At 64.9% G+C, this 26,731-nt stretch carries 28 protein-coding genes; 7 read left to right on the forward strand and 21 right to left on the reverse strand.

Annotated elements, in window-relative coordinates; all coding sequences use genetic code 11:
- Window positions 1-175 precede the first annotated feature (175 nt).
- Both NGM99_RS07290 and NGM99_RS07295 read right to left on the reverse strand, forming a co-directional pair.
- The gene (locus NGM99_RS07290) at window positions 176-1,537 is read right to left on the reverse strand and encodes an FAD/NAD(P)-binding protein (protein ID WP_252817546.1); all 1,362 of its coding nucleotides are present in this window, start codon (window positions 1,535-1,537) and stop codon (window positions 176-178) included.
- A 26-nt stretch (window positions 1,538-1,563) separates the two neighbouring features.
- Window positions 1,564-2,028, reverse strand: coding sequence for an RrF2 family transcriptional regulator (locus NGM99_RS07295; RefSeq protein WP_252817549.1), 465 nt, complete (start codon window positions 2,026-2,028; stop codon window positions 1,564-1,566).
- Window positions 2,029-2,351: 323 nt separating this feature from the next.
- Here NGM99_RS07295 and NGM99_RS07300 point away from each other — a divergent pair, with 323 nt between their 5' ends.
- On the forward strand, window positions 2,352-2,498 hold the full coding sequence (locus tag NGM99_RS07300; protein ID WP_252817551.1) for a hypothetical protein: 147 nt from the start codon (window positions 2,352-2,354) through the stop codon (window positions 2,496-2,498).
- A gap of 80 nt (window positions 2,499-2,578) precedes the next feature.
- Window positions 2,579-3,457 (forward strand): LLM class flavin-dependent oxidoreductase, encoded by an 879-nt coding sequence (locus NGM99_RS07305; protein WP_252817554.1) that lies wholly within the window; start codon window positions 2,579-2,581, stop codon window positions 3,455-3,457.
- Between the two features lie 8 nt (window positions 3,458-3,465).
- On the opposite strand, the gene NGM99_RS07310 is transcribed toward NGM99_RS07305, so the two are convergent.
- Genes NGM99_RS07310 through NGM99_RS07330 form a run of 5 tightly spaced genes read right to left on the reverse strand, consistent with a single transcriptional unit; the run spans window position 3,466 to window position 8,356 of the window.
- The gene (locus NGM99_RS07310; protein ID WP_252817556.1) at window positions 3,466-4,923 is read right to left on the reverse strand and encodes an aldo/keto reductase; all 1,458 of its coding nucleotides are present in this window, start codon (window positions 4,921-4,923) and stop codon (window positions 3,466-3,468) included.
- Window positions 4,916-5,923, reverse strand: a complete 1,008-nt coding sequence (locus NGM99_RS07315; protein WP_252817558.1) for a branched-chain amino acid ABC transporter permease — start codon at window positions 5,921-5,923, stop codon at window positions 4,916-4,918. Before NGM99_RS07315 ends, NGM99_RS07310 begins: the two co-directional genes overlap by 8 nt.
- Entirely contained in the window at window positions 5,920-6,837 is a 918-nt protein-coding gene (locus NGM99_RS07320) for a branched-chain amino acid ABC transporter permease (RefSeq protein ID WP_252817560.1), read from the reverse strand. Before NGM99_RS07320 ends, NGM99_RS07315 begins: the two co-directional genes overlap by 4 nt.
- Complete coding sequence (locus tag NGM99_RS07325) at window positions 6,834-7,562, reverse strand: ABC transporter ATP-binding protein (RefSeq protein ID WP_252817562.1); 729 nt, start codon at window positions 7,560-7,562, stop codon at window positions 6,834-6,836. Before NGM99_RS07325 ends, NGM99_RS07320 begins: the two co-directional genes overlap by 4 nt.
- Window positions 7,559-8,356, reverse strand: coding sequence for an ABC transporter ATP-binding protein (locus NGM99_RS07330; protein ID WP_252817564.1), 798 nt, complete (start codon window positions 8,354-8,356; stop codon window positions 7,559-7,561). The genes NGM99_RS07325 and NGM99_RS07330 overlap by 4 nt, the downstream gene beginning before the upstream one ends.
- 97 nt (window positions 8,357-8,453) lie before the next feature.
- Between NGM99_RS07330 and NGM99_RS07335 the strand changes: the two genes are divergently transcribed.
- The 3 genes from NGM99_RS07335 to NGM99_RS07345 are packed head-to-tail and all read left to right on the forward strand — an operon-like array spanning window position 8,454 to window position 11,210.
- A complete protein-coding gene (locus NGM99_RS07335; protein ID WP_252817566.1) occupies window positions 8,454-8,813 on the forward strand; it encodes a TIGR04076 family protein in 360 nt (119 codons plus the stop codon).
- An 8-nt stretch (window positions 8,814-8,821) separates the two neighbouring features.
- On the forward strand, window positions 8,822-9,883 hold the full coding sequence (locus tag NGM99_RS07340; protein ID WP_252817568.1) for an aldo/keto reductase: 1,062 nt from the start codon (window positions 8,822-8,824) through the stop codon (window positions 9,881-9,883).
- 49 nt (window positions 9,884-9,932) lie between these two features.
- Window positions 9,933-11,210, forward strand: coding sequence for an ABC transporter substrate-binding protein (locus NGM99_RS07345; RefSeq protein ID WP_252817570.1), 1,278 nt, complete (start codon window positions 9,933-9,935; stop codon window positions 11,208-11,210).
- 22 nt (window positions 11,211-11,232) lie between these two features.
- Here the strand turns inward: NGM99_RS07345 and NGM99_RS07350 are convergent, their stop codons facing one another.
- The 6 genes from NGM99_RS07350 to NGM99_RS07375 all read right to left on the reverse strand — a co-directional run bounded on the left by NGM99_RS07350 (window position 11,233) and on the right by NGM99_RS07375 (window position 16,222).
- Complete coding sequence (locus NGM99_RS07350; RefSeq protein ID WP_252817571.1) at window positions 11,233-12,045, reverse strand: sulfite exporter TauE/SafE family protein; 813 nt, start codon at window positions 12,043-12,045, stop codon at window positions 11,233-11,235.
- Window positions 12,046-12,124: 79 nt separating this feature from the next.
- Window positions 12,125-12,832, reverse strand: a complete 708-nt coding sequence (locus NGM99_RS07355; RefSeq protein WP_252817573.1) for a fumarylacetoacetate hydrolase family protein — start codon at window positions 12,830-12,832, stop codon at window positions 12,125-12,127.
- Window positions 12,829-13,584: an ABC transporter permease gene (locus NGM99_RS07360; protein WP_252817575.1), complete on the reverse strand. Its 756-nt coding sequence runs from the start codon at window positions 13,582-13,584 to the stop codon at window positions 12,829-12,831. The genes NGM99_RS07355 and NGM99_RS07360 overlap by 4 nt, the downstream gene beginning before the upstream one ends.
- A gap of 6 nt (window positions 13,585-13,590) precedes the next feature.
- The gene (locus tag NGM99_RS07365; RefSeq protein ID WP_252817577.1) at window positions 13,591-14,391 is read right to left on the reverse strand and encodes an ABC transporter ATP-binding protein; all 801 of its coding nucleotides are present in this window, start codon (window positions 14,389-14,391) and stop codon (window positions 13,591-13,593) included.
- Complete coding sequence (locus NGM99_RS07370; protein ID WP_252817578.1) at window positions 14,391-15,212, reverse strand: ABC transporter permease; 822 nt, start codon at window positions 15,210-15,212, stop codon at window positions 14,391-14,393. The genes NGM99_RS07365 and NGM99_RS07370 overlap by 1 nt, the downstream gene beginning before the upstream one ends.
- Window positions 15,213-15,226: 14 nt before the next feature.
- Complete coding sequence (locus tag NGM99_RS07375) at window positions 15,227-16,222, reverse strand: ABC transporter substrate-binding protein (RefSeq protein WP_252817580.1); 996 nt, start codon at window positions 16,220-16,222, stop codon at window positions 15,227-15,229.
- 267 nt (window positions 16,223-16,489) lie between these two features.
- Here NGM99_RS07375 and NGM99_RS07380 point away from each other — a divergent pair, with 267 nt between their 5' ends.
- Window positions 16,490-17,125: a FadR/GntR family transcriptional regulator gene (locus NGM99_RS07380; RefSeq protein WP_252817582.1), complete on the forward strand. Its 636-nt coding sequence runs from the start codon at window positions 16,490-16,492 to the stop codon at window positions 17,123-17,125.
- Window positions 17,126-17,143: 18 nt separating this feature from the next.
- On the opposite strand, the gene NGM99_RS07385 is transcribed toward NGM99_RS07380, so the two are convergent.
- The 8 genes from NGM99_RS07385 to NGM99_RS07420 form a co-directional block, all read right to left on the reverse strand.
- Entirely contained in the window at window positions 17,144-17,839 is a 696-nt protein-coding gene (locus tag NGM99_RS07385) for a class II aldolase/adducin family protein (RefSeq protein ID WP_252817797.1), read from the reverse strand.
- A gap of 2 nt (window positions 17,840-17,841) precedes the next feature.
- Window positions 17,842-19,245, reverse strand: coding sequence for an FGGY-family carbohydrate kinase (locus NGM99_RS07390; RefSeq protein WP_252817584.1), 1,404 nt, complete (start codon window positions 19,243-19,245; stop codon window positions 17,842-17,844).
- On the reverse strand, window positions 19,242-19,793 hold the full coding sequence (hxlB, locus tag NGM99_RS07395; RefSeq protein WP_252817585.1) for a 6-phospho-3-hexuloisomerase: 552 nt from the start codon (window positions 19,791-19,793) through the stop codon (window positions 19,242-19,244). The genes NGM99_RS07390 and hxlB overlap by 4 nt, the downstream gene beginning before the upstream one ends.
- Window positions 19,790-20,872, reverse strand: a complete 1,083-nt coding sequence (locus tag NGM99_RS07400; protein ID WP_252817587.1) for an ABC transporter permease — start codon at window positions 20,870-20,872, stop codon at window positions 19,790-19,792. The genes hxlB and NGM99_RS07400 overlap by 4 nt, the downstream gene beginning before the upstream one ends.
- Window positions 20,865-21,923, reverse strand: a complete 1,059-nt coding sequence (locus NGM99_RS07405; protein WP_252817589.1) for an ABC transporter permease — start codon at window positions 21,921-21,923, stop codon at window positions 20,865-20,867. The genes NGM99_RS07400 and NGM99_RS07405 overlap by 8 nt, the downstream gene beginning before the upstream one ends.
- Window positions 21,916-23,409 carry a sugar ABC transporter ATP-binding protein gene (locus NGM99_RS07410; RefSeq protein WP_252817591.1) on the reverse strand — a complete coding sequence of 498 codons (1,494 nt, stop codon included), beginning with the start codon at window positions 23,407-23,409 and terminating at the stop codon, window positions 21,916-21,918. Before NGM99_RS07410 ends, NGM99_RS07405 begins: the two co-directional genes overlap by 8 nt.
- Before the next feature lie 68 nt (window positions 23,410-23,477).
- Window positions 23,478-24,482, reverse strand: a complete 1,005-nt coding sequence (locus NGM99_RS07415) for a substrate-binding domain-containing protein (RefSeq protein ID WP_252817593.1) — start codon at window positions 24,480-24,482, stop codon at window positions 23,478-23,480.
- Between the two features lie 33 nt (window positions 24,483-24,515).
- The gene (locus tag NGM99_RS07420; RefSeq protein WP_252817595.1) at window positions 24,516-25,559 is read right to left on the reverse strand and encodes a LacI family DNA-binding transcriptional regulator; all 1,044 of its coding nucleotides are present in this window, start codon (window positions 25,557-25,559) and stop codon (window positions 24,516-24,518) included.
- A gap of 169 nt (window positions 25,560-25,728) precedes the next feature.
- Here NGM99_RS07420 and NGM99_RS07425 point away from each other — a divergent pair, with 169 nt between their 5' ends.
- Window positions 25,729-26,625, forward strand: coding sequence for a sugar phosphate isomerase/epimerase family protein (locus tag NGM99_RS07425; protein ID WP_252817596.1), 897 nt, complete (start codon window positions 25,729-25,731; stop codon window positions 26,623-26,625).
- Window positions 26,626-26,731: the final 106 nt, after the last annotated feature.

A 26,731-nucleotide genomic window follows, 5' to 3' on the forward strand; every position in this document is an offset into this window, starting at 1 on the left:
GGCGCCTCGCCCCGCAGGCCATCGCTTCGTTCCGCTCCGATGATGTTTCAGGCTCTGCACCCAACGCCGCCCTCCCCAGCCGCATTTCCTCGAAGTGATTATGAGCAGCCCGAACGCCAATGGGCAACAGCTGGTCGGGAAGCCGAGGCAACGGCGAACATGAAACGAAGCGGGATCAGGCCGAGCGGTTGCCTTGCGCCAGCGCACCCACCAAGCGCTTCGCCAAGGCCTCACACTGGACGCGGATATCGGGAATGGCGTCGATTTCGAGAAACGCGCCGCGTGTCAGCGGGCCGACCGCAAAAATGCGGTCGGATGCCTGTCCGTCCTTGTCGATCACGGCGCAGGCTTCGGACACATCGAGACCGATGCGCAACAGGTCGGGCCGCCCAGTGCCCGAGGCGATCATCGACCGGATCAGGGGATTGGTGCCTTGCGACAGGTCGCTGACGATGCCACCGCAATCATAGACGCGGGCGACATTTGCCGTCTCGCTCCGCCCGCTGTGGCGATGCTGGAAGCGCACGCGCCATCCCCCCTCTCCGTCCGGCTCGACCTCACGCACGCGCGCAGCGACCACGCGCAACGCGCCGTCATCGACGGCCGCGAAGATGCGCTCACGGATTTCAGGCGCCATGCGGTGGCGGTGCACGTCCCACCAGGGCTTGGTGTGCTCGAAGAAGCGGCGCTTGGCGGAGGCCGGCCAGTTGCGCCAGATCTCCTGGTTGAAGGGGCGCAAGCCGTCCACCACGTCGCGCCAATCCCCGCCGCGCCGCTCGACGTCGCGGATCAGCCCGCGGAACCAGTGGACGAAGTAGGTAAGATCGGTGCCGAGTGGTATGTCGGCGCGGTCGAGCTTGATCGGCGCATGGCCCTGATGGCCCATCGGCATCAGCCCGCGCCGTGAGAGAGCAATGACCGGCCCTTTCTGGCCGCGACGCGCGAGCGACAGCCAGGCATCCGCCATGCTGAGACCCGTGCCGAGGATCATCACCGGCAATGCGGGGTCGAGCGGCGTGTCCTCCTTGGAGCCGAGCTTCACCGCATAAGGCCGGCTCGAAGAAGCCGCTTCCTCGTGTCCGGTGGCAAGCACCGCCGCGTCGGCACGCAGCGTGTTGCCATCGGTCAAACGGATTTCGACGCCCAAAGGCTTCGGCACGACCGATAAGGCCGTCTCGTGAACGATGCGCAAGCGTCCGGGCGCGGCGCGCAGGGTCTCACCGACATAGTCGCCGTAAAGGCCGCGCGGCGCATAGAAATGGTCGAAATCCTCCTGGCGGATCGATTTGCGCTTGAGCCAATCGGCGAAATGGCTCGGTTCGCCTGCGAAGATGCTCATGTTCGAGGCGCGCACGTTCAGCCGGTGGTCGGGCTCAGACGTCGAATAGGCGATGCCCCGCCCCGGTTCCGCGCGCTTTTCGATCAGCACGACTTCACAGCCGGCACGCATGGCCTGAATCGCGAGAATGGCACCACTTGCGCCACCGCCGACGATCGCAAGGGTCCGAGCAGGGGCTCGATCTTGGCCAGTCGTCATGGCTTGCTCCCTGGCAGAAAAGGACATCAGTGCGCGGCAGCCTGGGCCACAAGCGCGTCGGGCGTTCCGAGTTCCGGCACTCCGGTGGCACGCATTTCGGCAAGCGTCTGGCGGTCGAGCACCTCGGCAATGGCGTTGCGCACGTCGAGCATCAGGTGGCGCACCTGGCAGGTCGCCTCATCGCAGTCGTCGCAGGGCTCGTATTGCGTGCGGCTGGCGCAGGGAAAGGGTGCGAGAGGACCATCGAGCACGCGCACCACATGGCCGACCTTGATCTCTTCCGCCGCGCGCGCGAGGCGATAGCCGCCGACCTTGCCCTTGCGGCTCTGCACGAAGCCGGCATTGCGCAATTCGCTGAGGATCGCATCGAGAAATTTCTTGGGGATGCGGTTCTGGGCCGCGATCTCGCCCACGAAAGCGAGGTCGCCGGCGGGCAGGCCCGCCAGATGCACCATCGCCTTCAATCCGTATTTGCCTTTGCGCGTCAGCACATGCCGGTTCCCGTTTCAGTCGAACTGATGCCGACTCCTGTTCTTAATTCCACCAAACTAGTGGAAATTTGCAAGCCGTTCAGGTGCGGCAATTGGAAAACCCGTTCAGACGCCAACGGCTGATTCATAACCCGGCGCCGGATTCGTCCATTGCGTGTTCGCGGCGGCGTTCTCCACAGGCTTGCGCGCCATCGGCGATCCGGGAAACGATTTTCTCCGCCGTAGGCCATGCCGTAGAACAAACATCCCAATGCCGCGAAAAAGTCGCAATGGACAATGTCTATCAGTTTTATAGAGTTAAGGTCGATCACGGAGATTGGCCCATGTCCGACATCCCGCTCTTCACGCCTGCCCAAGCTCTCCGCCGCGTCGGCGGTGCTTCTTCATTCAACCCGACCGCCTTTCTGCCCCATGCGGCTTTGGTGCTTTCGGTCGGCTTCGTTGCCGGTGTTCTTTGCGGGCTGATCTGAGCCCGCTCGCGTTTCCTGTTCGAACTTCACCGTGTTGAACGGTCCGCGCCCGTGGCCGCGGACGAATCGAGGAAACAGCTATGACGCTCTATTTTCTCCTGTCCCAAGGACTTTCGGAAAACTCCACCTTTCTTCCTGCCCCATCACTGATCCGCAACGCCTTCGACCGCATCGAGGCAGCCGGCTTCGATGAGATCGTGGTTTCGGACCCGACCGGCAATATCGCAGCGCTCGATCTGGCCGATATCGCCCTCGACGCCACCCATTCGATCCACGTCGTTCTGCCGCAAACTGCTAGCAAGGCGTCGCCGCTTACGGTGGCGCAGCGCATGGCCGACCTGCCCTGCGGACGCCTTTCGCTCTATCTGCGCGAGGGCGAAACGGGGGATGGTGCGGAGCGCCATGAGGACGTGATCGCGCGGGCCAGCGAATATCTGATGCTGCTCGCCAAGCTCTGGAATGCCGAAGCGCCGATCTCCTTCGAGGGCCGCTTCTTTCAGATCAAGAACGCCTTCGTGGAAAAGGGCGATTGCCGGCTGAAACCCCATATCCATTTGTCCGGCCGCTCCGGGCTCGCGCTTGCCCTGGCGGGCCGCCATGCCGACACGTTCCATTTGCCGGATGTTTCGGCGGACGAGACACGCCGCATGATCGCGCTGGTGAACGGAGAGGCGCGTGCCAATCATCGCGGCGAGGCCGTTGCCTTCGCTTCGACGATCGTGCTCGGTGCAACTGATATCAGACTGTGGCGGAGCAATATCCTCCCCCGCCTCGTGCTCGCCCGCGATCTCGGCATCTCGCGCTTCGTGTTCGAGGGATTTTCGGACGAGGCGGCGATCACCGAGTTCGGCGAGAAAGTCCTACCCGCGCTTCGCCGCAGTCTCGGCGATAGCGACGAGCCGGCCACGCGGCCATGGACGGACTGGGCTCTGCCAGCGCTGCTCGACCGCCTGCAGTAAGCCGAAGCTTATTTCAGCGGCAATTCGGCCTCCGCCTCGATCTCGACCTTGTAGTCACCGACGAGGCGGCCGACCTGCAACAGCGTGTTGGCCGGGCGAATATCTGCGAAGACCCGGCCATGAGCACGCGAGACCGCTTCCCAGTCATCCGCATCGGCGAGAAAGACGCTGGTGTGGATCACGTCCTCCGCTTTGCCGCCGAGCGCCGTGATGGCGGCCAGAACCTTGTCCAGAATGTAAGTCGTTTGCGCGCCGGCATCCCCGGGGGCGACCGCACGGTCCGCGCCATGCGTGGCGGTGGTGCCGGAAACGCGGATGCGATTGTTGATGCGCACCGCACGGCTATAGCCCGCGATCGGTTCCCAGAGGCTGCCCGATGACACGCGCATCCGTCCATTGGGCTCGCGGATCACCTCATAGGCCGAGGGGATGGCCTCAAGGTGATGGCTGAGATCGCCAGAGGCGGTCAGGAAAGGCGGGCGACGGTACTCATCGCCGCAATCGCCGGGGATAGGCGTGGTGGCCGCGAAGGCTTCGTCCAGCAAGGCATGGTCCCCCGCGTCCAGCTTGAAGCGGAAGACATGGAGGTTGTCGTCGCGATGCTCGCTTTCGGTCAAACGCGCGCCGATGATGGTCCCGGCGACCGCCTCGTGCTCCAGAACCCAGCGCGAGGCTACATTGGACAGCGATACGTTGTGCTTGTCGGCAATCGCTTTGGCCGCGCGGAGAATGCCCTGGAACGCTTCCCAGCCGCTGGCCGCATCGATGAAGCGCTTATATTTGGAGCGGCTCCAGTCGGTAATGGCGCCAGGCTCGGGCTGGTTCAGCCACTTCTCGGACAGGAAGCCGCCGCACAACGTGCCATAGGCGAGCAGCTTCACGCCGGTGCGGGCGCACAGCTCGGAGAGGAGACCGGCAGCGCGGCGGTCCACCAGCGAGAACGAAACCTGGTTCGACGCCAGCGGCACGCCATCGGCCAGTGCGAGCGCCAGATGCGCTGCATCGAAATTCGTCACGCCGAGATGGCTGATCAGCCCCTCCTCGCGCAGCCGGTTGATCTCATGAAGCGCGTCGAGCCAGGCGGGGTGTTCGAAGCTCCACCAATGGAACTGCAACAGATCGATGCGCTCGACGCCGAGGCGCTGCAGACGCTCCGTGACGCCGGCGCGCACGATTGCGGGCGTCATCGGACCGGGCTCGGGGCACCATTTGGTGAAGGCGCGGGGCCGGTCACCGGTGGAATAGCGGGCGAGCAGGCGGCCGGTGATCAGCTCGGCGCTGCCATAGTGATCGGCCATGTCGAAGGTGTCGAACCCCGCTTTTGCATAGGCTTGCAAAGCATCCGCCGCGCGTTCGGGATCGAGCGTGGTGCCGTTCTTTTCGAGATCGGCAACCTGCCAGAGCCCGCAGAGCAGGCGGCTGATTTCCATGTCGCCCAGCTGCGCGCGTTCGGGAAAATCAGGCATGGGGGATCTCGGGCGGCGTGTTGTTGACGAGGGATGGGTTGGCTTTCGGAGCTGTCACGAGATGGCGCGACACGATACGGCGTTCGCCCAGAATTCCCCGCGGACGCCAGAGCAGGATCGCGCACAACCCGACGCCGATCAGCGCGATCTGCAGGGCCGCCGCGCGAGCCTGCCAGCCGGCGGGAAAGACGCTGCCGATGACGCTGCCCGATAGTGCCCAGAGCGCCCAGACGACGACAGCGCCCAGGATCGCCCCGCGATTATTGCCCGAGCCGCCGACGATCAGCATGGCCCAGACCTGGAATGTCAACGTCGGGAGATAGTTGTCGGGCGCGATGAAGCCGATGAAGTGGGCCTGCGCCGCACCCGCCAGCCCCATGATGGCGCCTCCCAGTGCAAAGGCCTGCAAACGGAAGCGCAGCGCCGGCTTGCCGAGCGCGGTTGCCGCCGCCTCGTCCTCGCGTATGGCGCGCAGCACGCGGCCCCAAGGGCTCGAAAGCAGGCGTTCGAGAAAGAGGTAGAGTGCCAGCACGACCAGGGCCAGCAATGCGAGATTGGCAAGGCTGAAGAGCAGCGGATCGCCCGCGAAGCTCGTGAAGGGACGTGGGATGAAGCCGATGCCGAAAGGTCCGCCGGTGACGGTTTGCAGGTTGAGCGCGCAGAGCTGGACGACCACCGCCACACCGAAAGTCGCGATTGCCAGATAGTCCGAGCGCAGCCGCATCGTCAGCGCGCCGACGGCAAGACTGACGAGGCCCGCCGCAAGCATCGCACCTGCCCATCCGACGATGATCGGCAGGCCGAAGCCGCCGAAGCGGTCGGGCGCATCAGGCGTCGTCAGAAGTGCTGAGGCATAGGCACCGACCGCGACGAAGCCGGCCACGCCGACATTGAAAAGGCCGGTCTGGCCCCACTGCACATTGAGGCCGAGCGTGATCACCGCATAGGACAGCGCGACCGTCAGAAAGAAGGCAAGATAGGCGGCAAGGTCGAGGATCATGCCGCCCTCCTCGCGCCGAACAGGCCTTGCGGGCGCAGGAGAAGCACTGCGACCAGCACGACGAAGGCCACACCCGCGCGCCATTCGGCGCCGACCAAGCGCACCGCGAAGGCTTCGCCCAAGCCCACGATCAATCCTGCGATCATCGCGCCCGGCACGCTGCCGATGCCACCCAGAATGGCGGCGGCAAAGAGCGGCAAAAGCAGGTCGAGCCCCATTTGTGGCCTGATCTGGACGAGCAGGCCGGAGAAAGTGCCGGCGACGGCCGCGAGCCCCGCACCCAGAACCCAGACCGTTCTCACGATGCGGCGCACGTCGATGCCCGCCACGCCCGCGAGCTGCGGGTTCTCGGCCACCGCCCGCATGGCGCGACCGGTCGGCGTTCGGGTGAGAAAAAGGTGGAGGGCGACAGCCAACCCCAGACCGATGCCGATGGCCAGCAATTGGTCGGGCGTCGCGCGAATGCCGCCGGGCAGACGCATCGCGATCTGCAGAGCATTCGTGAAATAAAGCGGTGCCGAGGAGAACAGGAATTCGAGCAGGTTGCGCAGGGCCAGCGCCGCCCCGAAGCTCGCCATGACGAGGATGATCACCGCACTTCCCTTGCGTCGCAGAGGTCCGAACAGGAGCCAGTCGACCAGAAGGGCGAGGGTGGCCGAGAGAAGGACGGCCCCGACGAGCGCGATGGGCAGCGACCAGCCGAAGGAGAAGGGTCCGATCGGCGCGCCGAGGCTCAAGAGCGCCGAGCCCAGCGCGAGGTTGAGCAGAAAAGCAAAGTAGGCGCCCCAGGAGACCAGTTCGCCATGCGCGAAATTGGCGAAGCGCAGGATCGAGTAGGTCAAGGTGACGCCGACCGCGCCGAGCCCGATTACGGCACCGTTCACCAGCCCATCAAGAAGCGCCTGCGCGATCATGCCGACACATGCCCTTTCCGACCGAGATAGAGATCGGCCACGGTGTCGTCGCCGAGCAGCGCACTGGGCACGCCTTCATGCGCGATACGGCCTTCGACCAGAATCAGGGCGCGGCTCGCAATCGCGAGGGCCGCGCGCACATTCTGCTCGACCAGCACGATCGTGACGCCCGCGCGGTTGAGCGTTTGGAGGGCTGCGAAGACCTCGCCCACCACGCGCGGCGAAAGGCCCGCCGAGGGCTCGTCGAGCATGAGCACGCTCGGCGCGCCGATCAGCGCGCGACCGATCGCCAGCATCTGCCGCTGCCCGCCCGACAACGCGCCCGCGCGGTGGTGGCGATGCTTGATGAGATCGGGGAACCGCGCCTCGACTTGCGCGATCTGCTTCTGCCGTTCCGATTTTGGCAGGCGGTCGGCGGCGAGCTGAAGGTTTTCGCCGACCGACAGGCTCGTGAAGACGTTCTCCGTTTGCGGCACGAAGCCCAGCCCCCGCGCGAGTTTCTCGTGCACGGGCAACGCCTCGATGGGCACATCGGACAGCTGGACCGTTCCCGACAGGATCGGTGCCGTGCCGGCAATGGCCTTCACCAGCGTGGACTTGCCGGCCCCATTGGGGCCGAGCAGCGCCACCAGTTCGCCGGGGTGAACAGTAAAGCTCACCCCGCGCAGGATGGGCAGGTCGGGCTCGTAGGCCGCGACGAGGTCACGAACGCTCAACGCGCTCACGCGGCGACCTGACCGAGATAGGCTTCCGCCACATCCTTGCGCGCGAGCACTTGCGCAGGCGCGCCTTCAGCCAGCAAGCTGCCTTCCGCCATCACCACCACGCGCTCACAGAGGCGGGACACCATGTCCATGTTGTGCTCGATCAGGAGCACGGTGCGGCCTTGGGCGTTGAGCAGCCGCACGCGGTCGATGATGAGTTCGAGAAGCGCAGGGTTCACGCCCGCCGCAGGCTCGTCGAGCAGGAGCACCGACGGGTCGGCCATCAAGACACGAGCGAGTTCGAGAAGCTTGCGCTGGCCGCCCGACAACACGGCGGCCGGCTCATGGGTCAGATGCGAGAGGCGCACGAAGTCGAGCAGCTCGCGGGCCCTTTCAGCCGCGCGGTGTTCCTCCACGCGCACGCGGGAGGGAGACAGGAAGTTCGCCAGAATGCCCTCGCCCGACTGGCCTTGCGCACCCGTCAGAACATTTTCGAGCACGGTCATCTCGCGAAAGGGTTTCGGGATCTGAAAGGTGCGCCCGAGCCCTGCCCCGATGCGCTTCTCCGGCCGTTCGCGGGCAATGTCGCGGTTGCCCAGCATGATCGCGCCGCTGTCGGGCACGAGGCTGCCGGCGAGCAGGTTGAAGAAGGTGGTCTTGCCGGCCCCGTTCGGGCCGATCAGCCCGACCATCTCGCCGCGCCCAAGCACCAGTGACATCCCGTCCACCGCGCGGAGGCCGCCAAAGGCGCGCACGAGGCCGCGCGCTTCGAGGATCGGCGCCGTGTCGGAACTGGAAGGAAACGCTGCGGGCATCGTGCCTGGGAAAGGGTGGGATCGAGCCGGCATCAAGCTTTGCAAGCGCGGCGATTGCAAATAGAAAATCCCCCATGCGTTACGCAAGGCCCAACGAGTGACACCCTCTCCCGAAAACCCCGACGACAGTTTCGAGCTGTTCGACCTGCGCGTCGAAGTGGTGGCGCCGCACGGCGGGCCGATCTTCTGCGGGGCCAAGCCCGGCGACTGGTTCGAGCTGCGCGGGGAAATGCTTTATCTGCCGCCCGGCCAGGGCATTTCGATCTATTCGCTGTCGTCCGTGCTGCCGCTGCTCGCCGCCAAACAGCGCCCCACGCATCCGCATGACTGGATGAGCACGGATGCCGAGGTGGCCTGCCCCGACCCGAACTGCTCGACGCGCCTGCGCATCACACGGCTCGAAAAGCGCCGTTTCTCGCATGCTGCAACCACCGCCGTGCCCCTTTCCGGAAACTGATCTTTTTCATGCAGACTTTCGACCTCCGCCCCGGCGCCACGATCTCGCGCGTGATCCGCGGCAACTGGCAGCTCGCTTCGGGCCATAGTGATGCGCAGAGCGAGGACCCCATCGCCGACCTCACAGCCTTCGCGGATGCGGGCATCACCACATTCGATTGCGCGGATATCTATACGGGCGTCGAGGAAGTGATCGGTGCGTTCCGCGCAGCCTACCGCAAAGCACGGGGCGAAGAAGCGCTAAAGCGCATCCGCGTGCACACCAAGTTCGTGCCGGATCTCTCGATCCTGTCGCGCATCGAGAAAACGGATGTCGAGGCGATCATCGACCGCTCGCTGAAGCGGTTGGGCCAGGAGCAGCTCGATCTCGTGCAGTTCCACTGGTGGGATTATTCGCAACCGCGTTGGCTCGACACAGCACTCTGGCTTGCCGAGCTGCAGCAGGCGGGCAAGATCAGGAACATCGGTGGGACGAATTTCGACACGGCCCATGTGGCGGGGATGGTCGAGGCCGGCGTGCCGCTGGTGTCGATGCAGGTGCAATATTCGCTGCTCGACCGCCGCCCGGCCGAGAGCTTCACGGCGCTTGCCAGGGAACACGACATCTTCCTGCTCACTTACGGCACCGTCGCTGGCGGGTTCCTGAGCGACCGCTGGCTGGGCGTGGCTGAGCCCGCTGGCGAGGCGGAGAACCGCTCGCTCACCAAATACAAGCTCATCATCGACGATTGGGGCGGGTGGGCGCTGTTCCAGACGCTGCTCCAAGCCCTGCGCGGGATCGCCGACCGGCACGCGACGGATATCGCGACGGTGGCGAGTGCTGCCGTTCTGCGTTTTCCTCAGGTCGCAGGCGTGATCGTCGGCGCGCGCAATCGCACCCATCTCGACGGCAATCTCGCCATCGCGGCGCTCGACCTTTCGGCCGAGGACCTGGCGGCGATCGACGCAGTCTTGGCGCAGAGCCGTCCGCTCGAAGGCGATGTCTACTCGCTCGAGCGCGACCGCGAGGGACGGCACGGGCGGATCATGAAATACAATCTCAACGACGCGCCGGCTTCCCAAACGGCGTGAACTCGGGAACAGTGCGCAGCAACCGAACCGGACCAATCCGGCGACGATCATGAGGGGTGCAACCGTGAGACAATTTCTGCTGGCGGGCTCGATGCTCGCAGTGCTGGGTGCGATGCCGGCTTACGCGCAAAGCTGCGACGTGACGGTGGGCATGGTGATGGAACTGACCGGCCCCGCCGGCGCCTATGGGCAGGCCGGGGCCAAGGCCGTCGAGATGGCGTTCCGCGACTTCAACGAGGCGGGCGGCTTCGGCGAAGGCTGCACGATCAAGGCCGACACGCGCGACAGTCAGAGCCAGGGCAATGTGGCCGTCGACCAGGCGACCCAGCTGGTCAATATCGGCAAGGTGCCCGTCGTCATCGGCGGCATCATCTCGTCGGTGTCGATCCCGATCCTGACCTCGGTCACCGCACCCGCAGGCGTGGTGCAGGTGTCACCCGCCTCCTCCTCGCCGACGCTCACCGCGCTTTCCGAGGAAGGCAAGACCAACGGCGTCTTCTTCCGCACCATCACGTCCGACGCGCTGCAGGGCACGGCGGCCGCGAAATACGCCATCGACCAGGGCCTCAAGAAACTCGCCATCATCCACGTCAACAACGATTTCGGTGTGAACATGGTGAAGGAGTTCCAGACCGCCTTCGAAAGGCTCGGCGGCACGATCACCTCGACCACGCCCTATAACGAGAAGCAGGCGAGCTACACGGCGGAAGCCAACACGGCGATGGAAGGCGAGCCCGACGCGCTCTATCTCGTCTCCTACCCGGTGGATGGCGCGACCATCGCGCGCGCCTGGATCTCGGGCGGCGGCCCGGCGAAATTCCTTCTCAATGACGGCATGAACTCGTCCGATTTCATTTCCGCCGTCGGCGCGCAATATCTGGACGATGCCTATGGCACTTCGTCGGGCACGGCGCCCACCGCTTCGACCGAGTATTTCAACACCAATTTCGAAAGCTTCTCGGGCGGCATCAAGCCGGACGCGCCGGCCGCCGACCGCTCCTACGATGCCGGTGCCATCGTCGCGCTCGCGGTCGCCGAGGCCGGCAAGGGCGATGCGGCCGCCATCAAGGCCGCTATCCGCGAAGTGACCAAGGAAGGTGCGGAACCCATCCATGCGGGCAAGGCAGAATTCGCCAAGGCGCTGGCGCTGATCAAGGACGGCAAGCCGGTGAAGTATGAAGGCGTGATCGGCCCTGTCTCATTCGACAAGAACGGCGACATCACCGGGCCTTTCCGCCTCTGGCGCATTCAGAAGGGCGAGGTCACGACCACCGGCGAAATGAGCGCCGAGGAAGTCGGCAAGATCAAGAGCGGGACCGCGCAGTAAGCGCGACCTGCCCTCCCCTCGCTCAGGCCACGAGCATCTTGAGCGAGGTAGCGGCCAGGAAGATGCCGAACAGGCGGCGCAGCCATCGCGGGTCGATGGCATGCGCCGTCCGCGCACCGAGCGGCGCGAAGAACATGCTGAGCGCTGCGATCAACGCAAAGCCTGCGAGATTGACATAGCCCAGCGAAAAAGCCGGCAGGCCGGGCTCGTTCCAGCCATTGGCGATGAAGCCGAGCGCGCCGGGCACGGCGATGATGAGGCCGACCACGGAGGCCGTGCCCACCGCGCGGCGGACGGGATAGTTGCAAAGGCTCAAGATCGGCACCGTCAGCGTGCCCCCGCCGATGCCCATCAACGTCGAGATGGTGCCGATGACCGTCGACAGAAATGCTTGAAACGCCTTCGAGGGCAGTGCCGGCGAAAGATGCGTGCCTTCGGGCGTGAAAAGCATGTGGACGGCCACCACGGCTGCGACCACACCGAACACCCAGGTCAGCACCTCGCCATCGGAGATCGCCGAGATCAGCACGCCCAGCATCACGCCGACCGCGACCCACGGCCCCCACCATTTGAGCAGCGCCGTATCCACCGCGCCCTTGGCATGATGCGCACGCACGGACTGGATGGCCGTCGGCACGATGGTCGCGAGCGAGGTGCCGACCGCGATGAATGGGATCAGGTCCTCATCCACCTGGAAGGCCGCCAGCACGACATAGAGCACCGGCACCACGACGATGCCGCCGCCCACGCCGAGCAGGCCGGCGAGGAAGCCGGACACACAACCGGTCAGCGCCAGACCGAGCACGAAGGGAAAGAGGCTCGTGAAGTGTTCCATGGTGTGGACCCGGTGCTGGAGATCAAAGAAAAGCCGGCGCTGACAGTTCGGCGCCGGCTCAGGGTTCGCTGAAAGGGGCTCAGGCCACGCGGGTGCGCAGTTCGCCCACGCCTTCGACGCGGCCCACCAGTTCGTCACCACGCTTCACCGCGCCCACACCGGCGGGCGTGCCGGCGAAGATCAGATCGCCGGGCTGCAGCTCGAAGAGCGTCGAAAGCGTCGCGATCATCTCGGGCACTTTCCAGATCATCTGGTTGAGATCACCGCTCTGGCGCGTCTCGCCGTTCACTTCGAGAGTGACGGCACCCGACGTGATGTCGCCCGCATCTTCCGCGCGTACGATCGCCGTGCAGGGCGCGGACGCCTCGAAGGCTTTGCCGGTTTCCCAAGGACGGCCCATCTTCTTGGCCTCGCCTTGGAGGTCGCGTCGCGTCATGTCGAGCCCGACCGCGTAGCCGAAGACGTGGTCCATGGCGCGCTCGAGCGGGATATCCCTGCCGCCCTTGCCGAGCGCGACCACCAGTTCGATCTCGTGATGCACGTCGTTGGACAGCGGCGGATAAGGGAAATCCGCGCCCGAATGAACGAGGCTGTCGGGATTCTTCTGGAAGAAGAAGGGCGGCTCGCGGTTCGGGTCGTGGCCCATCTCCACCGCGTGGTCGGCGAAGTTGCGGCCCACGCAATAGATGCGGTGCACGGGGAAGAGCTTGTCGCTGCCTTCGACCGGCAATGTCGGCACGGGAAGCGGCTCGAAGACGAAGCTCTCGGATACTCGTTGGACGTTCATGCTCTGGCTCCTGCGTAATAGTCGATTCTGTGTTCGAAGTGCTCGATGAGGGCGGATAGCAGCATGGCTGCGGCGAAGAGGATGATGGTCAGCGCCCAGAAGCTCGCCATTTCGAAATTGCGCGAGAAGAGCTCGAAGAGTTCGCCGTAGCCGATGACCGATACCAGGATCTGGCCGATCACCACGCCCTTCACGCCGCGGATGAGGCCCAGCCGGATGCCGGCAAGGATTTCAGGCAGGGCCGCGAAAAGCACGATCTTGGAAAACAGCGTCCAGCCGCTCGCGCCGTAGGACCGGCCCATCTCGAAGAGCGAGCGCGGAACCTGCATGACGCCTGCGCGGGCGTCGAGCACGATGATCCAGACGGCAAACAGGAAAACGGTGACGACAACCGTCGTCTCGCCCAGACCGAACAGGATCATCAGCACCGGCACGAGGGCCGACAGTGGGGCGGAGACGAACATGTTGACCCACATGCCCATCAAGCGATCCACGGTTTTGAAGAGCCCCATGCAGATGCCGAGCGGCACGCCGACGGCAATCGCCAGCGCCATGCCGACCGCGAACGAGCGCAGCGTGATCAGCGAGGCGTTCTGCCAGGAGCCCGTCTGCACCAGCCTCAGTCCGGCCTGAGCGATCTCGGTCACCGGCGGAATCAGGAAGATCAGGTCGAGCCGGCCGACGATCTCCCAGACGACGAGCCAGACCAGAAGCGAGGCCATCATGGGAATACGGAAATTGCCGATCCTCATCGCTCGTCACTCCGCATAATGGCGCAGGCCGTCCCAGATGTTCTCGACCGTGTCGAGATAACCGGGATCGCGGCGGATTTCATCGGGCGTGGCCGTGCGGTCGATCTTCGGGTCGATGATCTGCGACACGCGGCCCGGACGGGGCGAAAGCAGCACGATGCGGTCGGAGACATAGACCGCCTCTTCGATCGAGTGGGTCACGAAAAGAAAGGTCTTCTTCTCGATCTCCACGAGCTTGAGCAGGTCCTCCTGGAACTTGCGGCGGTTCTGCTCATCGACGGCCGAGAAGGGCTCGTCCATCAGGAGCACGTCGGCATCGACCGCAAAGGCCCGCGCGATGCCCACGCGCTGCTTCATGCCACCCGAGAGCTCATGCGGATATTTGTTCTCGAAGCCCGACAGGCCGACCTGGTCGATATAATGCTGGGCGACCCGCTTGCGCTCGGCCTCGCGAACCCCACGCAGTTCGAGCCCGAAGCCGACATTGCGCATCACGGTCGCCCAGGGCATCAGGGCGAAATCCTGGAACACGAAGGCGCGTTCGGGCCCGGGACCGGTGACCACGCGATCGTTGACGCGGATCTCGCCGGACGTCGCAGGCACGAGCCCGGCGATGATCTTGAGCAGCGTGGTCTTGCCGCAACCCGACGGGCCGAGCAGCGTGGTGAGCTTGCCGCGGGCAAAGGACAGCTCGATGTTGCGCAGCGCTTCCACATCGCCATAGATCTTGGAAACGCCTCGCACCTCGACGATCGCATCATTCGTCGCCTCGGTCGCGGGCGGTTGGCGCAGTGCAGCCTGTGACATCAGGCACCCCTCTTTTCAGGCCGCAGGAAGCGGGTTTCGAAACGCTGAAGCCCGACCAGGGTCAGCATCGACAGCGCGATGATCGAGGCGACCGCCGCATACATATGCGCGTAATTGGCGATCGAGCGGTGATAGGTGATGAGATCGCCCACACCGGTCGGCGTGATCAGAAGTTCGGCCAGCATCACGCCGATGAAGCCGGCGGCAACGCCCAGGCGCAGGCCGGCGAAGATCACCGGCGAGGCATCCGGAATCACGATCTTGAAGATGCGCTGCATCCGCGTGCCCTGGAACGAGCGGCACATGGCGACGAGCGAGGGGCTCACATGGCGCACGGCCTTGTAGGAGTTGAGCACGATGACGGGCAGCGCCAGCATGATTACGGCCAGCGTCTTGGCGGTGAGCCCGATGCCGTAGATGAAGGTGACGAGCGGCACGAGTGCAGCCATGGGTGCCGCCTGCAGCACGATGAAGACGGGCGCCAGCAGCCATTCGGCTTTCTCGGAGAGGCCCATCACGATACCCAGGGCGACACCAAGCAGTGCCGAGACCAGCACGCCGAGCACCAGCGGCTGGAGCGTGATGAAATAGGCCTGCAGCATCGAACCGTCGAAGACCATTTCCCAGAAGGCGAGAAGGGTCTCGGAAAAGGTCGGGAAGGCATAGGAGATCGGCCAAAGACCGGCGATTTCCCAGACCCCGCAGAGAAGCGCGAAGGAAAGCAGGCTCCACAGGCCCGGGCGGGCGCGGAAGGCCTGAGCCAGGGACCAGCCAGCTTGCGCGGGCCGGACCCTGTTTCCTGTTTGAGCGAAGGTTGCCATCGAACCGGAACGCCTCACGACTGGCCGAGCTTGGCGAGCGCGGCTTTCAGCGGCGTGAAGTCCCAGAAGTCTTCCGTCTTCAACTCGGTCGCCTCGCCCTGAAGCGCACCGGACACGGTGTAGAAGGCGAAGTCGTCCTTGGCCGCCTCCTCGCCCCCGCCATTCAGCGGGAGACCAGCAGCGGCTGCTTCCGCGAAATAGGGCTCGATCTCGGCCACCATGTCGGGCGTGGCATCCGGCAGGAGATTGTATTTGGTGCGCAGTTCACCGACGATCTTCGGGTTGGCCTGCACTTCGCGCCAGGTCGAAACGATCGCCTCGACGAGCTTGGCGACATCCTCCTTGTTGGCTTCGAGATATTCGGTGTTGGCGAAGAGGGCCTCGTCGGTCGCGGTGATATTGTCCACCGGCAGGAACACGAACTTGCCCGGCGCCTGCTTTTCGAGAAGTCGCTTGCCCGATGCATCGACGATGCTCGCCTTGACATTGCCCTGCAACAGCGCGCCGGCGCGCACCTCAGAGCCCGGCACATAGGAAATCCCGGAAAAGGCGATGCCGTTCTGCTGGGCCGCGAGCTTCATCAGGGCTTCTGTGCCCGAGCCGCGCGAATGGACGGCGACCTCCTCTCCGTCGAGATCCTTCCAGGTCTTGTAGGACTCGCCATTGACCACCGGATACATCTGCAGCGTCGAAAGCTGCATGAACATCCGCACCGGCGCCTTGACCTTTTGGATCAGCGCATAGGGCCCGCCCACGCCGACATCCGCCTGCCCCGACACCACGGCCTGCGCCGCGATATCCTCGGATTTCAGATAGCTCACTTCGAGTTCGAGCCCCGCCTCCTTGGCGCGCTCGAAGGCAATCAAGAGATGAAGCGTCTCGACGCTTGGAATGTCGCCGAAAGCGACACGCATCTCGGCCTGCGCGAGTGCGGTTGAACCGAGAAATAGGGTCGCGCCGAAGAGAGCGGCGCCTGCCGCGCTTCTGGCGGCTTTGAGCATCGACTGCATTGGTGTTCCTCCCGAACCGGCCGCAGAATGCATGGCACAATCCTCAGCCAATTTCTTATTGGTAAAACTTGGTTCAATGATCGGTCAAGCCTTGGGACGATGAATTCGTCGCTGCGCTGCAGCATCATGAGCGCGTTTCCGTTCCCTTTGCGCTATTATCCGCAGGGAGGTTGACGACATCTCTCCAGCAAAGTATCTCAACCAATATTGAATTGGTTTCATTCGATGCCCGATGAGTTGGTTGAAGATCGCGATGCGCTTCGGAAGATGCGTGCTTTTCTGGCGGAGGCCTCGCTGGGCGAGGCCGGACGGCTGCCGCCCGAGCGCGAATTGGCCGACACGCTCGGCATCACCCGCGCGAACCTGCGCAAGGCGCTGTCGCAGCTGGAGTCCGAGGGCGTGTTGTGGCGCCATGTCGGCAAGGGCACCTTCACGGGCGATCGGCCCATCGACACGGCAAGCGACATCGCGGCCATGGCGCGCAAGACCAACCCGATCGAGGTAATGGGGGCACGTCTTGCCATCGAGCCAGAGATCGCGCGGCTCGCCGCGCTCAACGCCTCACCCGCTCACCTCAGCGAGATGGAGACCTGCATCGCCCGCACGATCTCCGCGCCCGACTGGCGCTCCTACGAGCAGTGGGACAACCGCCTCCATCGCGTGATCGCGGATGCCACGCGCAACAGCCTGCTCGTCGGCCTGCTCGACACGCTCAGCGCCGTGCGCCGCGAGGTGAACTGGGGCCGCCTTCGCGCCAACCCCGTCCGCCCGCCGCAGGACCACCATTCCTTCACGGAGCACCGCGCCCTGGTCGACGCCATCGCACACCGCGACACGAGCGGTGCCGCGGCGGCCATGCGAACCCATCTTCAGAGCGTCGAACGCAACCTGCGCAATTCGTGACGCGCGAGGCGATGCTGGTTATGCGTCGATGCCGCGCGCCTGCGCCGTGTCGTTGACGCCTTCGAGATCGGGCGCCTGCCCATAGGACATATTCTTCATCTGCTGCAGCACGCGCGCCATCTCCTCGTCGCTGAGGATCGGCGGCTCGCCGAGGGTGAGCGCCTGCACGTAAAGGCGCGACAGGGTTTCAACCTCGACCGCGAGCGCCAAGGCCGCGGCCATGGTCTTGCCGAGCGAGATCTGCCCGTGCTGTCCGAGCAGGCAGGCCAGGCGGCCCTCGAGCGCTTCGAGTGCGGCATCCGACAATCCTTGCGTGCCGAACGTGGCATAACGCGCGCAGCGGATCGTCGTGCCCCCGGCTACGCCCGTCATGTAGTGAAAGCTCGGGATCGTCTTGTGATGACAGGCGAGCGTCGTCGCGTAGACCGAATGGCAGTGGAGCACGCAGTCGATGTCGGTGCGCGCCTGCAGGATGTCGCGGTGGAACCGCCATTCGGAAGAGGGTCGGCGACGGCCTTCAAAGGTGCCGTCGAAGAACATCTGCACGAGGTCTTCCGGCTGCATCAGATCATAGGGCAGCGAGGTGGGCGTGATGAGAAAGCCGCGCTCGTTGCGCACCGAGATGTTGCCCGCCGTGCCCTGGTTGATGCCGGTCTCGTTCATGCGCCGGCACGTTTTGACCATTTCGGCGCGCAGGGTCTGGTCGTTGGTCATGGTCAATGGATGGGCTCCAGGGTTTGGGCTCGAATGGCGGAGGCTCCTTCGAGCCATCGTGGCTGGTAAAGGGAAAGATCGGGAATGCCCGTGAGGTCGGGCTTCGAGACCGCGAGCGGTGCTGCGGCCCGACGCGTTTCGTGAGCGGCAAGCAGAGCGGCCCCGGCAGCGGTACCGGCCGCTTCGAGGCTGACCAGCACCTGTCTTTGAGGAACCAGCGCCTGCACGAGCGCGCCATAAAGCGGCTCGCGCACGAAATTGCCGTCGAGCACCACGGTGCGCGCGGGTGGCAGGTCGGCCAGGCAACGGGCGGTGAGGAGTGCGGCGTAAAGGACCGCGAGCGTGAAACGGGCTTCGGGATCGTCGGCCAGCGGGCCTTCGAGCCGTCCTTGCCTTGCCGTTCCGGGGAAGAGGCCGTCGTCGGAGCCGAACGAGGGCAGCGCCAGCGTTCGGGTTTCGATCAGGCGCTTCACGATACCGAGTGACGCCGGCCCCCTCGCCTCGCCCGCGACGGCGGCGAATTCCCTGCCGCCCATGGTCAGCATGCCGGGCATGGGGCGCCCCATGATGTCGGCATTGCAGGCATGGCCGGGCCGCTCGCAATCGAAATCGACGCCGGTACGGTCGGTGAGAAGCACGATCCAGGTGCCTGTCGAGACCACCGCAAGGTCGGAAAGGCCGCCGGCCTGATAGCGATAGAAATTGGCGGATGAGTCATGGATGCCGCAGAGCACGCGGGTTTCGGGCGAAAGACCGGTCCGCGATGCGAGCTGTGGCTTGAGGGGCCCGAGCACGTCCCAGGCGTTTCGCATGGGCGGCATCAGATGGCCCCAGCCTTTCAGCGCGACGAGCTTGGACAAGCGCCCATCCGCCGGCGACCAGAGATGGGATTGGGCGGCAAGGCTCGTCACCTCGCTTGCCGCGACGCCGGAGAGCCGCCATGCCCAGTATTGCGGGCTCGCGAGAAAGGCCTGCGCCCGGCCGAACGCTGCTGGCCAGCAGCGCTCCATCCAGAGCATCTGGCGCGCCAGATGTGCCGCACCCAGCATTACCGCGGAGCCCCGCTCGCGGTAGGAGCCGACAATGCGGCGATACTCGTCCTCGACCTCGGCCGGCACGGACTGTTCGTAATCGACCATCGGCAAAGCGGGGCCATCGGCATCGACAAGCACGCCACCCGAGCCGTGGGCGGACGATACGATCGCTTCGATCGTGTGGCGGCTGCCGAGATCGCGCAAACCGTCCAGTAGCCATTTTTCGAGCCCACCCAGATCATGATGGCGGAACGGCGGGCCGTCATGGACATGATTGGGTGCGGAAAGCGTCTCGACCAGCGCGCCTTCAGGCGTCACGGCCGAAAGCTTGACGTTGGTCTTGCCGACGTCGAAGACCGCGACCGTCTTCATTCGAGATTGGTATGGTTGGCGCGCATGGCCTCGGCCGAGATGCCAAGCCGGTTCTTCAGCTTGAGGACCATTGCCTCGAAAAGCAGAAACAGGCAGCCCTCGAAGACCGAACCCATGGGCAGGATCGAAACCGTCTCGCCCTGGTCGTCGGCCATGGTCTGGGCCGGCAAGACGAGAACCTCGTCCGCCATCCGGGGCACGCGCCCGTCAGGCTGAGCCGTGATGACGAGCACCTTGGCGCCCGCCGCCTTTGCCACGCCGACGAGCGCCACGGCCGTGGAGATCTCGCCGGGCCCGCAGGTGACGAGGAAAAGGTCGCCCGCGCCCAAATGAGGCGTGGTCATGTCGCCGACCACCGAGACCGAGCGACCGAGATGAAAGAGGCGCATGGCGAAGCCACGAATCTGAAGCCCTTCGCGGCCGCCGCCGAAGACCGCGACATGGCGAGCATTGGCGATGGCCTCCACCGCGCGGTCGACCTCTTTTTCGTCGAGCCGGTCGAAAACGGAAACGAGTTCATCGGCCGCCTGCCGGTAGAGCGAGATCACGCGGATTTCTCCTGCTGGTCCCGGCGGCGCAACGAAAAGATGTCGCCGAGGTAAGGCTTCAAGGTCTGGGCCGCGACCACGACGATCAGCGTCGCGCCCCAGATGGCCAGCGTGAGATAGTTCGACAGGCCGAACTGGTTGAAGCCGGACGAGATCACCTGAAGCACGCTGAGCGCCACCATCAGACCGGTGATCGTGCCGAAGCCGCCGAAGGGGTCCACGCCGCCCAGAACGGCCGCGAGGATGGTCACGAGCAGATAGGACTGCGCATAGTCCGCGCTTGCCGAGTTGAAGGTCGCGACCATCACGAGCGCGGCCACGAAGCATGTCAGGCTCGACATCGTGTAAACGCCGACCAGAACGCGCTTCACGTCGATCGCGGAATAGCGCGTGGCCTCGAGATTCGAGCCGATCATCGCACAGGCGATGCCGAAAGCGGTGCGCTTGAGAACGACGCCGACGAAGACTGCAGCGAAGATCAGGATCAGGAAGATCACCGGCACCCCGAAAACCGAGCCGTTGAGCGTGGAGGAAAGAATTTCCGGCACGCCCGACAGCGCGCGTCCGCGCGTGAGGTAGATGCTGATCCCGTCGATCAGCGATTTGGTGCCGAGCGTCACGAGGATCGGGTGGACACCCGTATAGGCGACGAGCGCGCCCGTCACGAGGCCGATCACGAGGCAAAGCGCGAGCCCCGCCAGCATGGCGAGCGCGATCACGCCGAGCGTGGCGCCCACGCCCGCATCCGGTACGAGCAGGCTGTTCATGATCCACACCATCAGCAGCGCACACTGGTTGGTGGTCGCGATAATGGCGAGGTTCAAGCCACCGGTGATCAGCGGCACGACCATGGCGAGCGACAGGAGCCCGAGCAGCGGCAGCTGGAACATGAAGGATTGCAGCGTGCCGACGCTCGCAAAGCCCGGGATGAACAGCGAGAACACGACGACCAGCACAACGAGCAGGCCGATCAACCCTGCCTGACCGCCCGGCATCCCGCCACGCAGCCGCGTCATCAGCCCCGACAGGCTGCTTTGCGCTTCGGCGAGCGAAGTCGTGGCATCCCGTTGCTCAGCCATGGGTTGAGGCCTCCCCGATGCCGCGCAGGCGGCGGCCGCGCCGCGAGCTGATCACCGTCACGGAGGTTGATACGAGGATCGTCAGGCCGATCACGATCTGGAAGAAGTAGGACGAGACGCCGAGCAGGTTGAGCCCGTTCTGGAGCATGGCGAGAAGCACGATGCCGAGCAGCACGCCGGGCACGGTGCCGATGCCGCCCGTGAGGCTCGCGCCGCCCAGAACGGCGGCCGACAACACGGCGAGCTCGGTGTTGGCGAAGGCGTTGGGCACGCTTTCGCCCACGCGATGCGCCTGCAACATGCCGGCAAGCGCTGCGGTGAAGCCGAGATAGCCATAGGCCACGAAATGCAGGCGTGCGATAGGGACGCCGATGCGCCGCGCGGCTTCGGCGTTACCGCCCATGGCATAAAGCTGGCGGCCGACCGACAGGCGCGTCATCATCGCCCAAGTGACGAGGGCGACCACGATCATGAGGACGATGGGCAGTGTGATGCGGGCAAGATCGCCCGAGGCGGTCTCGGTCTGGAAGAAGGTGATGCGCGTCGTCCACCAGTCGGGCAGCGTGTAGATCGAGCGGCCGCCGGAGAAATACATCAGCAGCGAAAAGGACACGCTCATCATCGCGATGGTGGCAATGATCGAGGTGATGCGCAGGTAAAAGATCAGCGCAGCGTTCAGGCAGCCCAGCGCCGTGCCGATCAGGAGGCCGGCAAGGATCACGAGCGGCGCGGGCAAGCCCATCTGGGACGCCAGAAGGGCCGCGCAATATTGGGAAACGGAGGCGGTCGCGGCGAACGATATGTCGATGCCGCCCGCCACCAGCACCACGAACAGCCCCATCGCCATCACCGCCTGCACCGAATAGGTCTCAAGCAGGTCGATCACGTTGGGCAGTGACAGAAAGCCGGGCGCGAGGGCCGAAAACAGCGCGCCGACGATCAGGATCACCAGGAGAAGCCAGAATTCCGGCCGGCGGCGCAGGCGGGTGAGACCGGCACGCCCGTCGCTCGCGTGAGGTACGGCACCCGCAACCGAAAGCGCGTCAGGCATAGATGCGCTCCTCCATCTCGTGCTCGGAAATCCGCCCCGGCACCGTTTCGCCGACCAGCCGTCCGGCGCGCATGTGAAGCACGCGATCGCAGGTGGCGAAGACTTCGGACACTTCGTCGGAGATCAGCAGCACGCCCACACCCCGGGCGGCGAGCTCGGCGACCACTTCGTAGATGCCCTGCTTGTTCTTGATGTCGACGCCGACCGTCGGACTGTCGAGGATCAGAAGCTTGGGCGCCGCGGCCAACCATTTGGCAAGCACCACGCGCTGCTGGTTGCCGCCCGACAGCGTCTGAACGGGGCGGTCGAGACCCGGAATCTTGATGGCGAGGCGCTTCACCCATTCGCCGGCCAGCTGACGGCGCCGGCGCGGCGGGATGAGACCGAAGCGGTTGGCGAGCCCCTTCATCACCGCGAGGTTCACATTATCCTCGATGGATTGCGGCAGCACCACGCCGAGGCTCAACCGGTCTTCCGACACATAGGCGATACCCGCGCGCACCGCCTCGCGGTTCGAGCGCAGAACGAGCGGCTTGCCGTCGAGCAGGATCTCACCGCCCTCCGCACGGCTCATGCCGAACAGGGTCAGCGCCAGTTCCGTGCGGCCGGCACCCAGCAGGCCGACCAGCCCCAGCACCTCGCCCTTGCGCAGCGTGAAGCTCACATCGGCGAACTCGCCCCGCCGGGACAGGTTCCTCACCTCGAGCAAGGGCGGGGCAGCACTCATGTCGCGCGCGACCACGGCATGGTCGATGTCGAGCCCGGTCATCAGATGGGCGATGCGACGCTGGTCGACCTCATGGACGGGCCAGGTCCCAACCTTGCGCCCGTCGCGCATCACCGTCACGCGCTCGGCGATCTCCACCACCTCGTCCAGCCTGTGGGACACGAAGACGACCGCGATGCCGTCAGCCTTCAGCCGCGCGACGATGGCGAGCAGGCGGTCCACCTCGGCGCGGGTGAGTGAGGCCGTCGGCTCATCCATGAAGATCAGCCGCGCTTGCGCCGCCAGCCCCCGCGCGATGGCCACGATCTGCCGCTCGGCGACGGACAGGTCGGAAACCAGCGCGGACAGGTCGAGCGTGAGATCGAGCCGGGCGAGCACCCGACGCGCGATCGCCTTCATCTGCCCCGTCCGAACGGGCTTGAGCGCACCGTCGAGATGGCTTTCGACGGCGATGTTCTCGGCCACCGAAAGGTTCGGGAAGAGCGACAGGTCCTGGAAGATCACCTGAATGCCGAGCGCCTTGGCCTTGGCGGGATCGAGCGGCAGCACATCCTTTCCCTCGATCTCGATCGTGCCGGCGGAAGGCGGATGGACGCCCGCCACCGTCTTGATCAGGGTGGACTTGCCGCAGCCGTTTTCCCCGACGAGGCAGTGCACTTCGCCCGGGCGCACATCCCAGTCGATGTCTTCGAGCGCGCGCACGCCGCCGAAGCGCTTGGAAAGCCCGCTCAGCCGCAGGAACGGCACCTCTTCTTCCATCAGGACCTCTCGAACCGGAACAAGGACCGGCAGTCTCTCCGACTGCCGGCAAGACTTGCGGAAACGGGCTAGAGCCCCAGTTCCGCGAGCCGGTCGATGTTGGCCTTGTCGAGCGATTCCAGTTTCTGCGCCTGGATCAGCTTCTTGTCGGGATAGACACGGACGGGGCCGACGCCAGTCAGTTCCATGTTGTCCTTGATCTCCTGGCCGGCGGCGAGCATGGAGGCGAGCTGGACGAAGATCTCGCCCGCCGTCATCGGGTTCCAGATGAAGCCCCCGCGGATAACGCCGGACTTCACATATTTCGCACCCTGCCCCGGCGAGAAGCCGCCGACCAGTGCGATGCTTTCCGCCTTGCCGCGATCGTCGAGCACACGCGCGGCCCCGATCGGACCCTGGCTGCCGAAGGTCAGGATGCCCTTGAGGTCTGGGTTGGCGCGAAGCTGGTCCTGCGTGGTCTTGATGCTGTCGTCCACGCTTTCGGCAACGCCGAAGCGGTCGCCGAGCATCTGCATCTTCGGATATTTTTCCTTCTGGTATGCAATGGCCGCATCGGCCCAGGCATTGTGCAGCGGCACGGTGAGCGAGCCGACATAGACGATGTACTGGCCTTCCTCGCCCATTTCCTTGGCGAGCAGGTCCATATGCGCCTTGCCGTAGCCGTCCACGGTGGTCAGCTCGAAATCCCAGTCCTTTTCCTTCTGGTCCGGGCCTTCATGGGCGATGACCTTGATGCCCGCCTGCCTCGCGCGGCCGAGCACGGGCTCAAGCGCGGCGGAATCGTTCGGCACGATGCCGATCACCGCCACTTTACGCGCGATCAGGTCTTCGATGGCGCGCACCTGCTGGGCGGCGTCGGCCTGTGTCGGGCCGACCATCCAGGCATCGACCTTGAATTCAGGCGAGGCCTTCTTAATGCCGGCCTCCATCGCGTTGAACCATGGAATGCCGCCGATCTTGACGACGATGCCGGTCTGCGGATCGGCGGCATAGGCAATGCCCGTCGCGCCGAGCGTGGCGGCGGCCACGCCGGTGCCGAGCGCTGCAAGCGCCGTTCGTCTGGAAATGTTCATGCTCGTTCCTCCCGAGTTCAAGCAATGGATTGATCAGGCCGTCTCGCTCCTCCGCGAGGTTCGGCACCGCGGCAGGGTCGAGCCGCGGATCTCTATGGCGCAGCGCAGGCGCCGGATCTGTTTTCGGTCTCTCTTTCTCTCTTCGGCCCGATCCTCTTCGAGCCGCCGGACGAGGTGCCGCCATGCGGCCTGCGCCATCTCCTCGACGGGCTGGCGCACGGCGGTGATAGGTGGCGAAACGAGCCGCATCCATTCCATCTCGTCGAAGCTCGCAAAGGCGATGTCGTGCGGAATGGAAAGCCCGACCTCGCCCAGCAGCCGATAAGCGGCGATGCTGGTCTGGTGATCGAGCGCGAACAGCGCCCGGGGCGGGTTTGGGCCTCTAAGCCGTTCTTCCAGCAGTTGGAAGCGGGCATCATCATCGATGCCGACCTCGATCAGTTCCGCCCGCATCGGGCCGGCAGCCGCACGAAACCCATCCCAGCGTTCGCGCACATTGGTGATGCCGAGGCTGGTGCCGAGAACAAGGCAGTCGGCGAAGCCTTGCTCGGAGAGATGCGCCGCGATCGATGCGGCCGCCGAACCATTGTTCACCGCGATCAGGTCGAAGGCGTGGTCGTCGGGGATACGGTCGGCCACCACGACCGGCCCGCCCAAGCCCTGTGGCAGGCGGTCGGTCAAAGCCCCGTCGCAAGGTATCACGATGAGGCCGGCGGGACGCCATGCGCGCAGATCGTCGAGCCGGGCACGCTCTTCTTCAGCGTTGTTGCGCGCGGACACCACGATAAGATCGAACCCGTCGAGGCGCGCGACATGCTCCAGCGTCGAAACGAAGCTCGCGAACATGGGATTTGTAAGATCGGGCACCACCACGCCCGCAAGCCGATGGCGCTCGGAGCGCATCTGCGAGGCCGCGCGGCTCACCACATAGCCCAGTTCGCGCACGGCTAGATGAACGCGCGACGCGAAATCCGGCGACACGTTCGGCTTGTTATTGAGCACGTTGGAAACGGTCGCCACGGACACGCCGGCGCGCTCTGCCACAAGGCGAATAGACGGCACGGAACGCTTATTCATCAAGCACAAGCCTCCTCGCCTTGCATGATGTCCGCTTTGGTGAAACGTTTTATTGAAGGCTAGACATTCCTGCGCGACGTGTCAATTCTACTCAGGCGACGTTTCTGCTTGGCCTGACCATGCTTCAGTGCAGCATTTGCTTCGCAATTGCGAAATGGGAGGAAGAACCATGAACAAGCTCGGAGTCCATGCGCTCGTCTGGGAAGCGGGATGGAGCCATGAGGAATGTGCCCGCGCGATCCAGAAGACGGCCGAGGTCGGCTACGACTTCATCGAAGCGCCGGCACTCGACCCCAGCCTGATCGACCCGGATTTCACGCGACGCCAGCTTGAACAGGCGGGCATCGGGATCAATTTCTCGCTCGGCCTTGATTTCAACAGCGACATTTCCTCGGGCGACGCCGAAAAGCGCAAGCGCGGCCAGAAGAAGCTCGAAGACGCCATCGCCGTGTGCCGTGACTGCGGCGGCTCCATCATCGGCGGCATTCTCTATTCGGCCTTCGGCAAATATGACCGCCCACCGACGGCGGACGGGATCGCCCAGTCGGCCGAGACCTTGCGCACCGTCGCCGCGATCGCGGCACGCAGCGATATCACCCTCGTGCTCGAAGTGGTGAACCGCTACGAGACCAATATCTGCAACACGGCCGCGCAAGGCGTGGAGATGGCCAAACGCGTCGGCGCACCGAACGTGAAGGTGCATCTCGACGTCTACCATATGAACATCGAGGAATCCGACATCGGCTCGGCCATCGTGGAAACGGGCGATCATCTCGGTTATTTCCACACCGGCGACAGCCATCGCGGCTATATGGGGTCCGGGTCGATCGACCTCGCCTCGGTATTCCGCGCCCTCGTCCGCGCGAACTATCAGGGGCCGATCACCTTCGAAAGCTTCTCGTCCCGCGTCGTCGGCCAGCCGCTCGAAGGAATCCTGGGCATCTGGCGCAATCTCTGGGACAACGGCCAGGACCTCGCTTCCCACGCACTCATGTACACCAAGGCCCAACTCAAGGCCGCCCAGGAAGCCAAGCGGCAGGCGGAAGAGCGCAGCAGGCTGCCGTGAACGATTGAACAGATTCCCAGTACGACAAGGGCCGGCTCAGGTGACTGAGCCGGCCCTTGTCGTTTCGTCTGGCTGAAGAGCGGAGGGGACTTCATCCCTCCCAGCA

The organism is Mesorhizobium liriopis, from assembly GCF_024053505.1.
Taxonomy (GTDB): Bacteria; Pseudomonadota; Alphaproteobacteria; order Rhizobiales; family Rhizobiaceae; genus Mesorhizobium_B; species Mesorhizobium_B liriopis.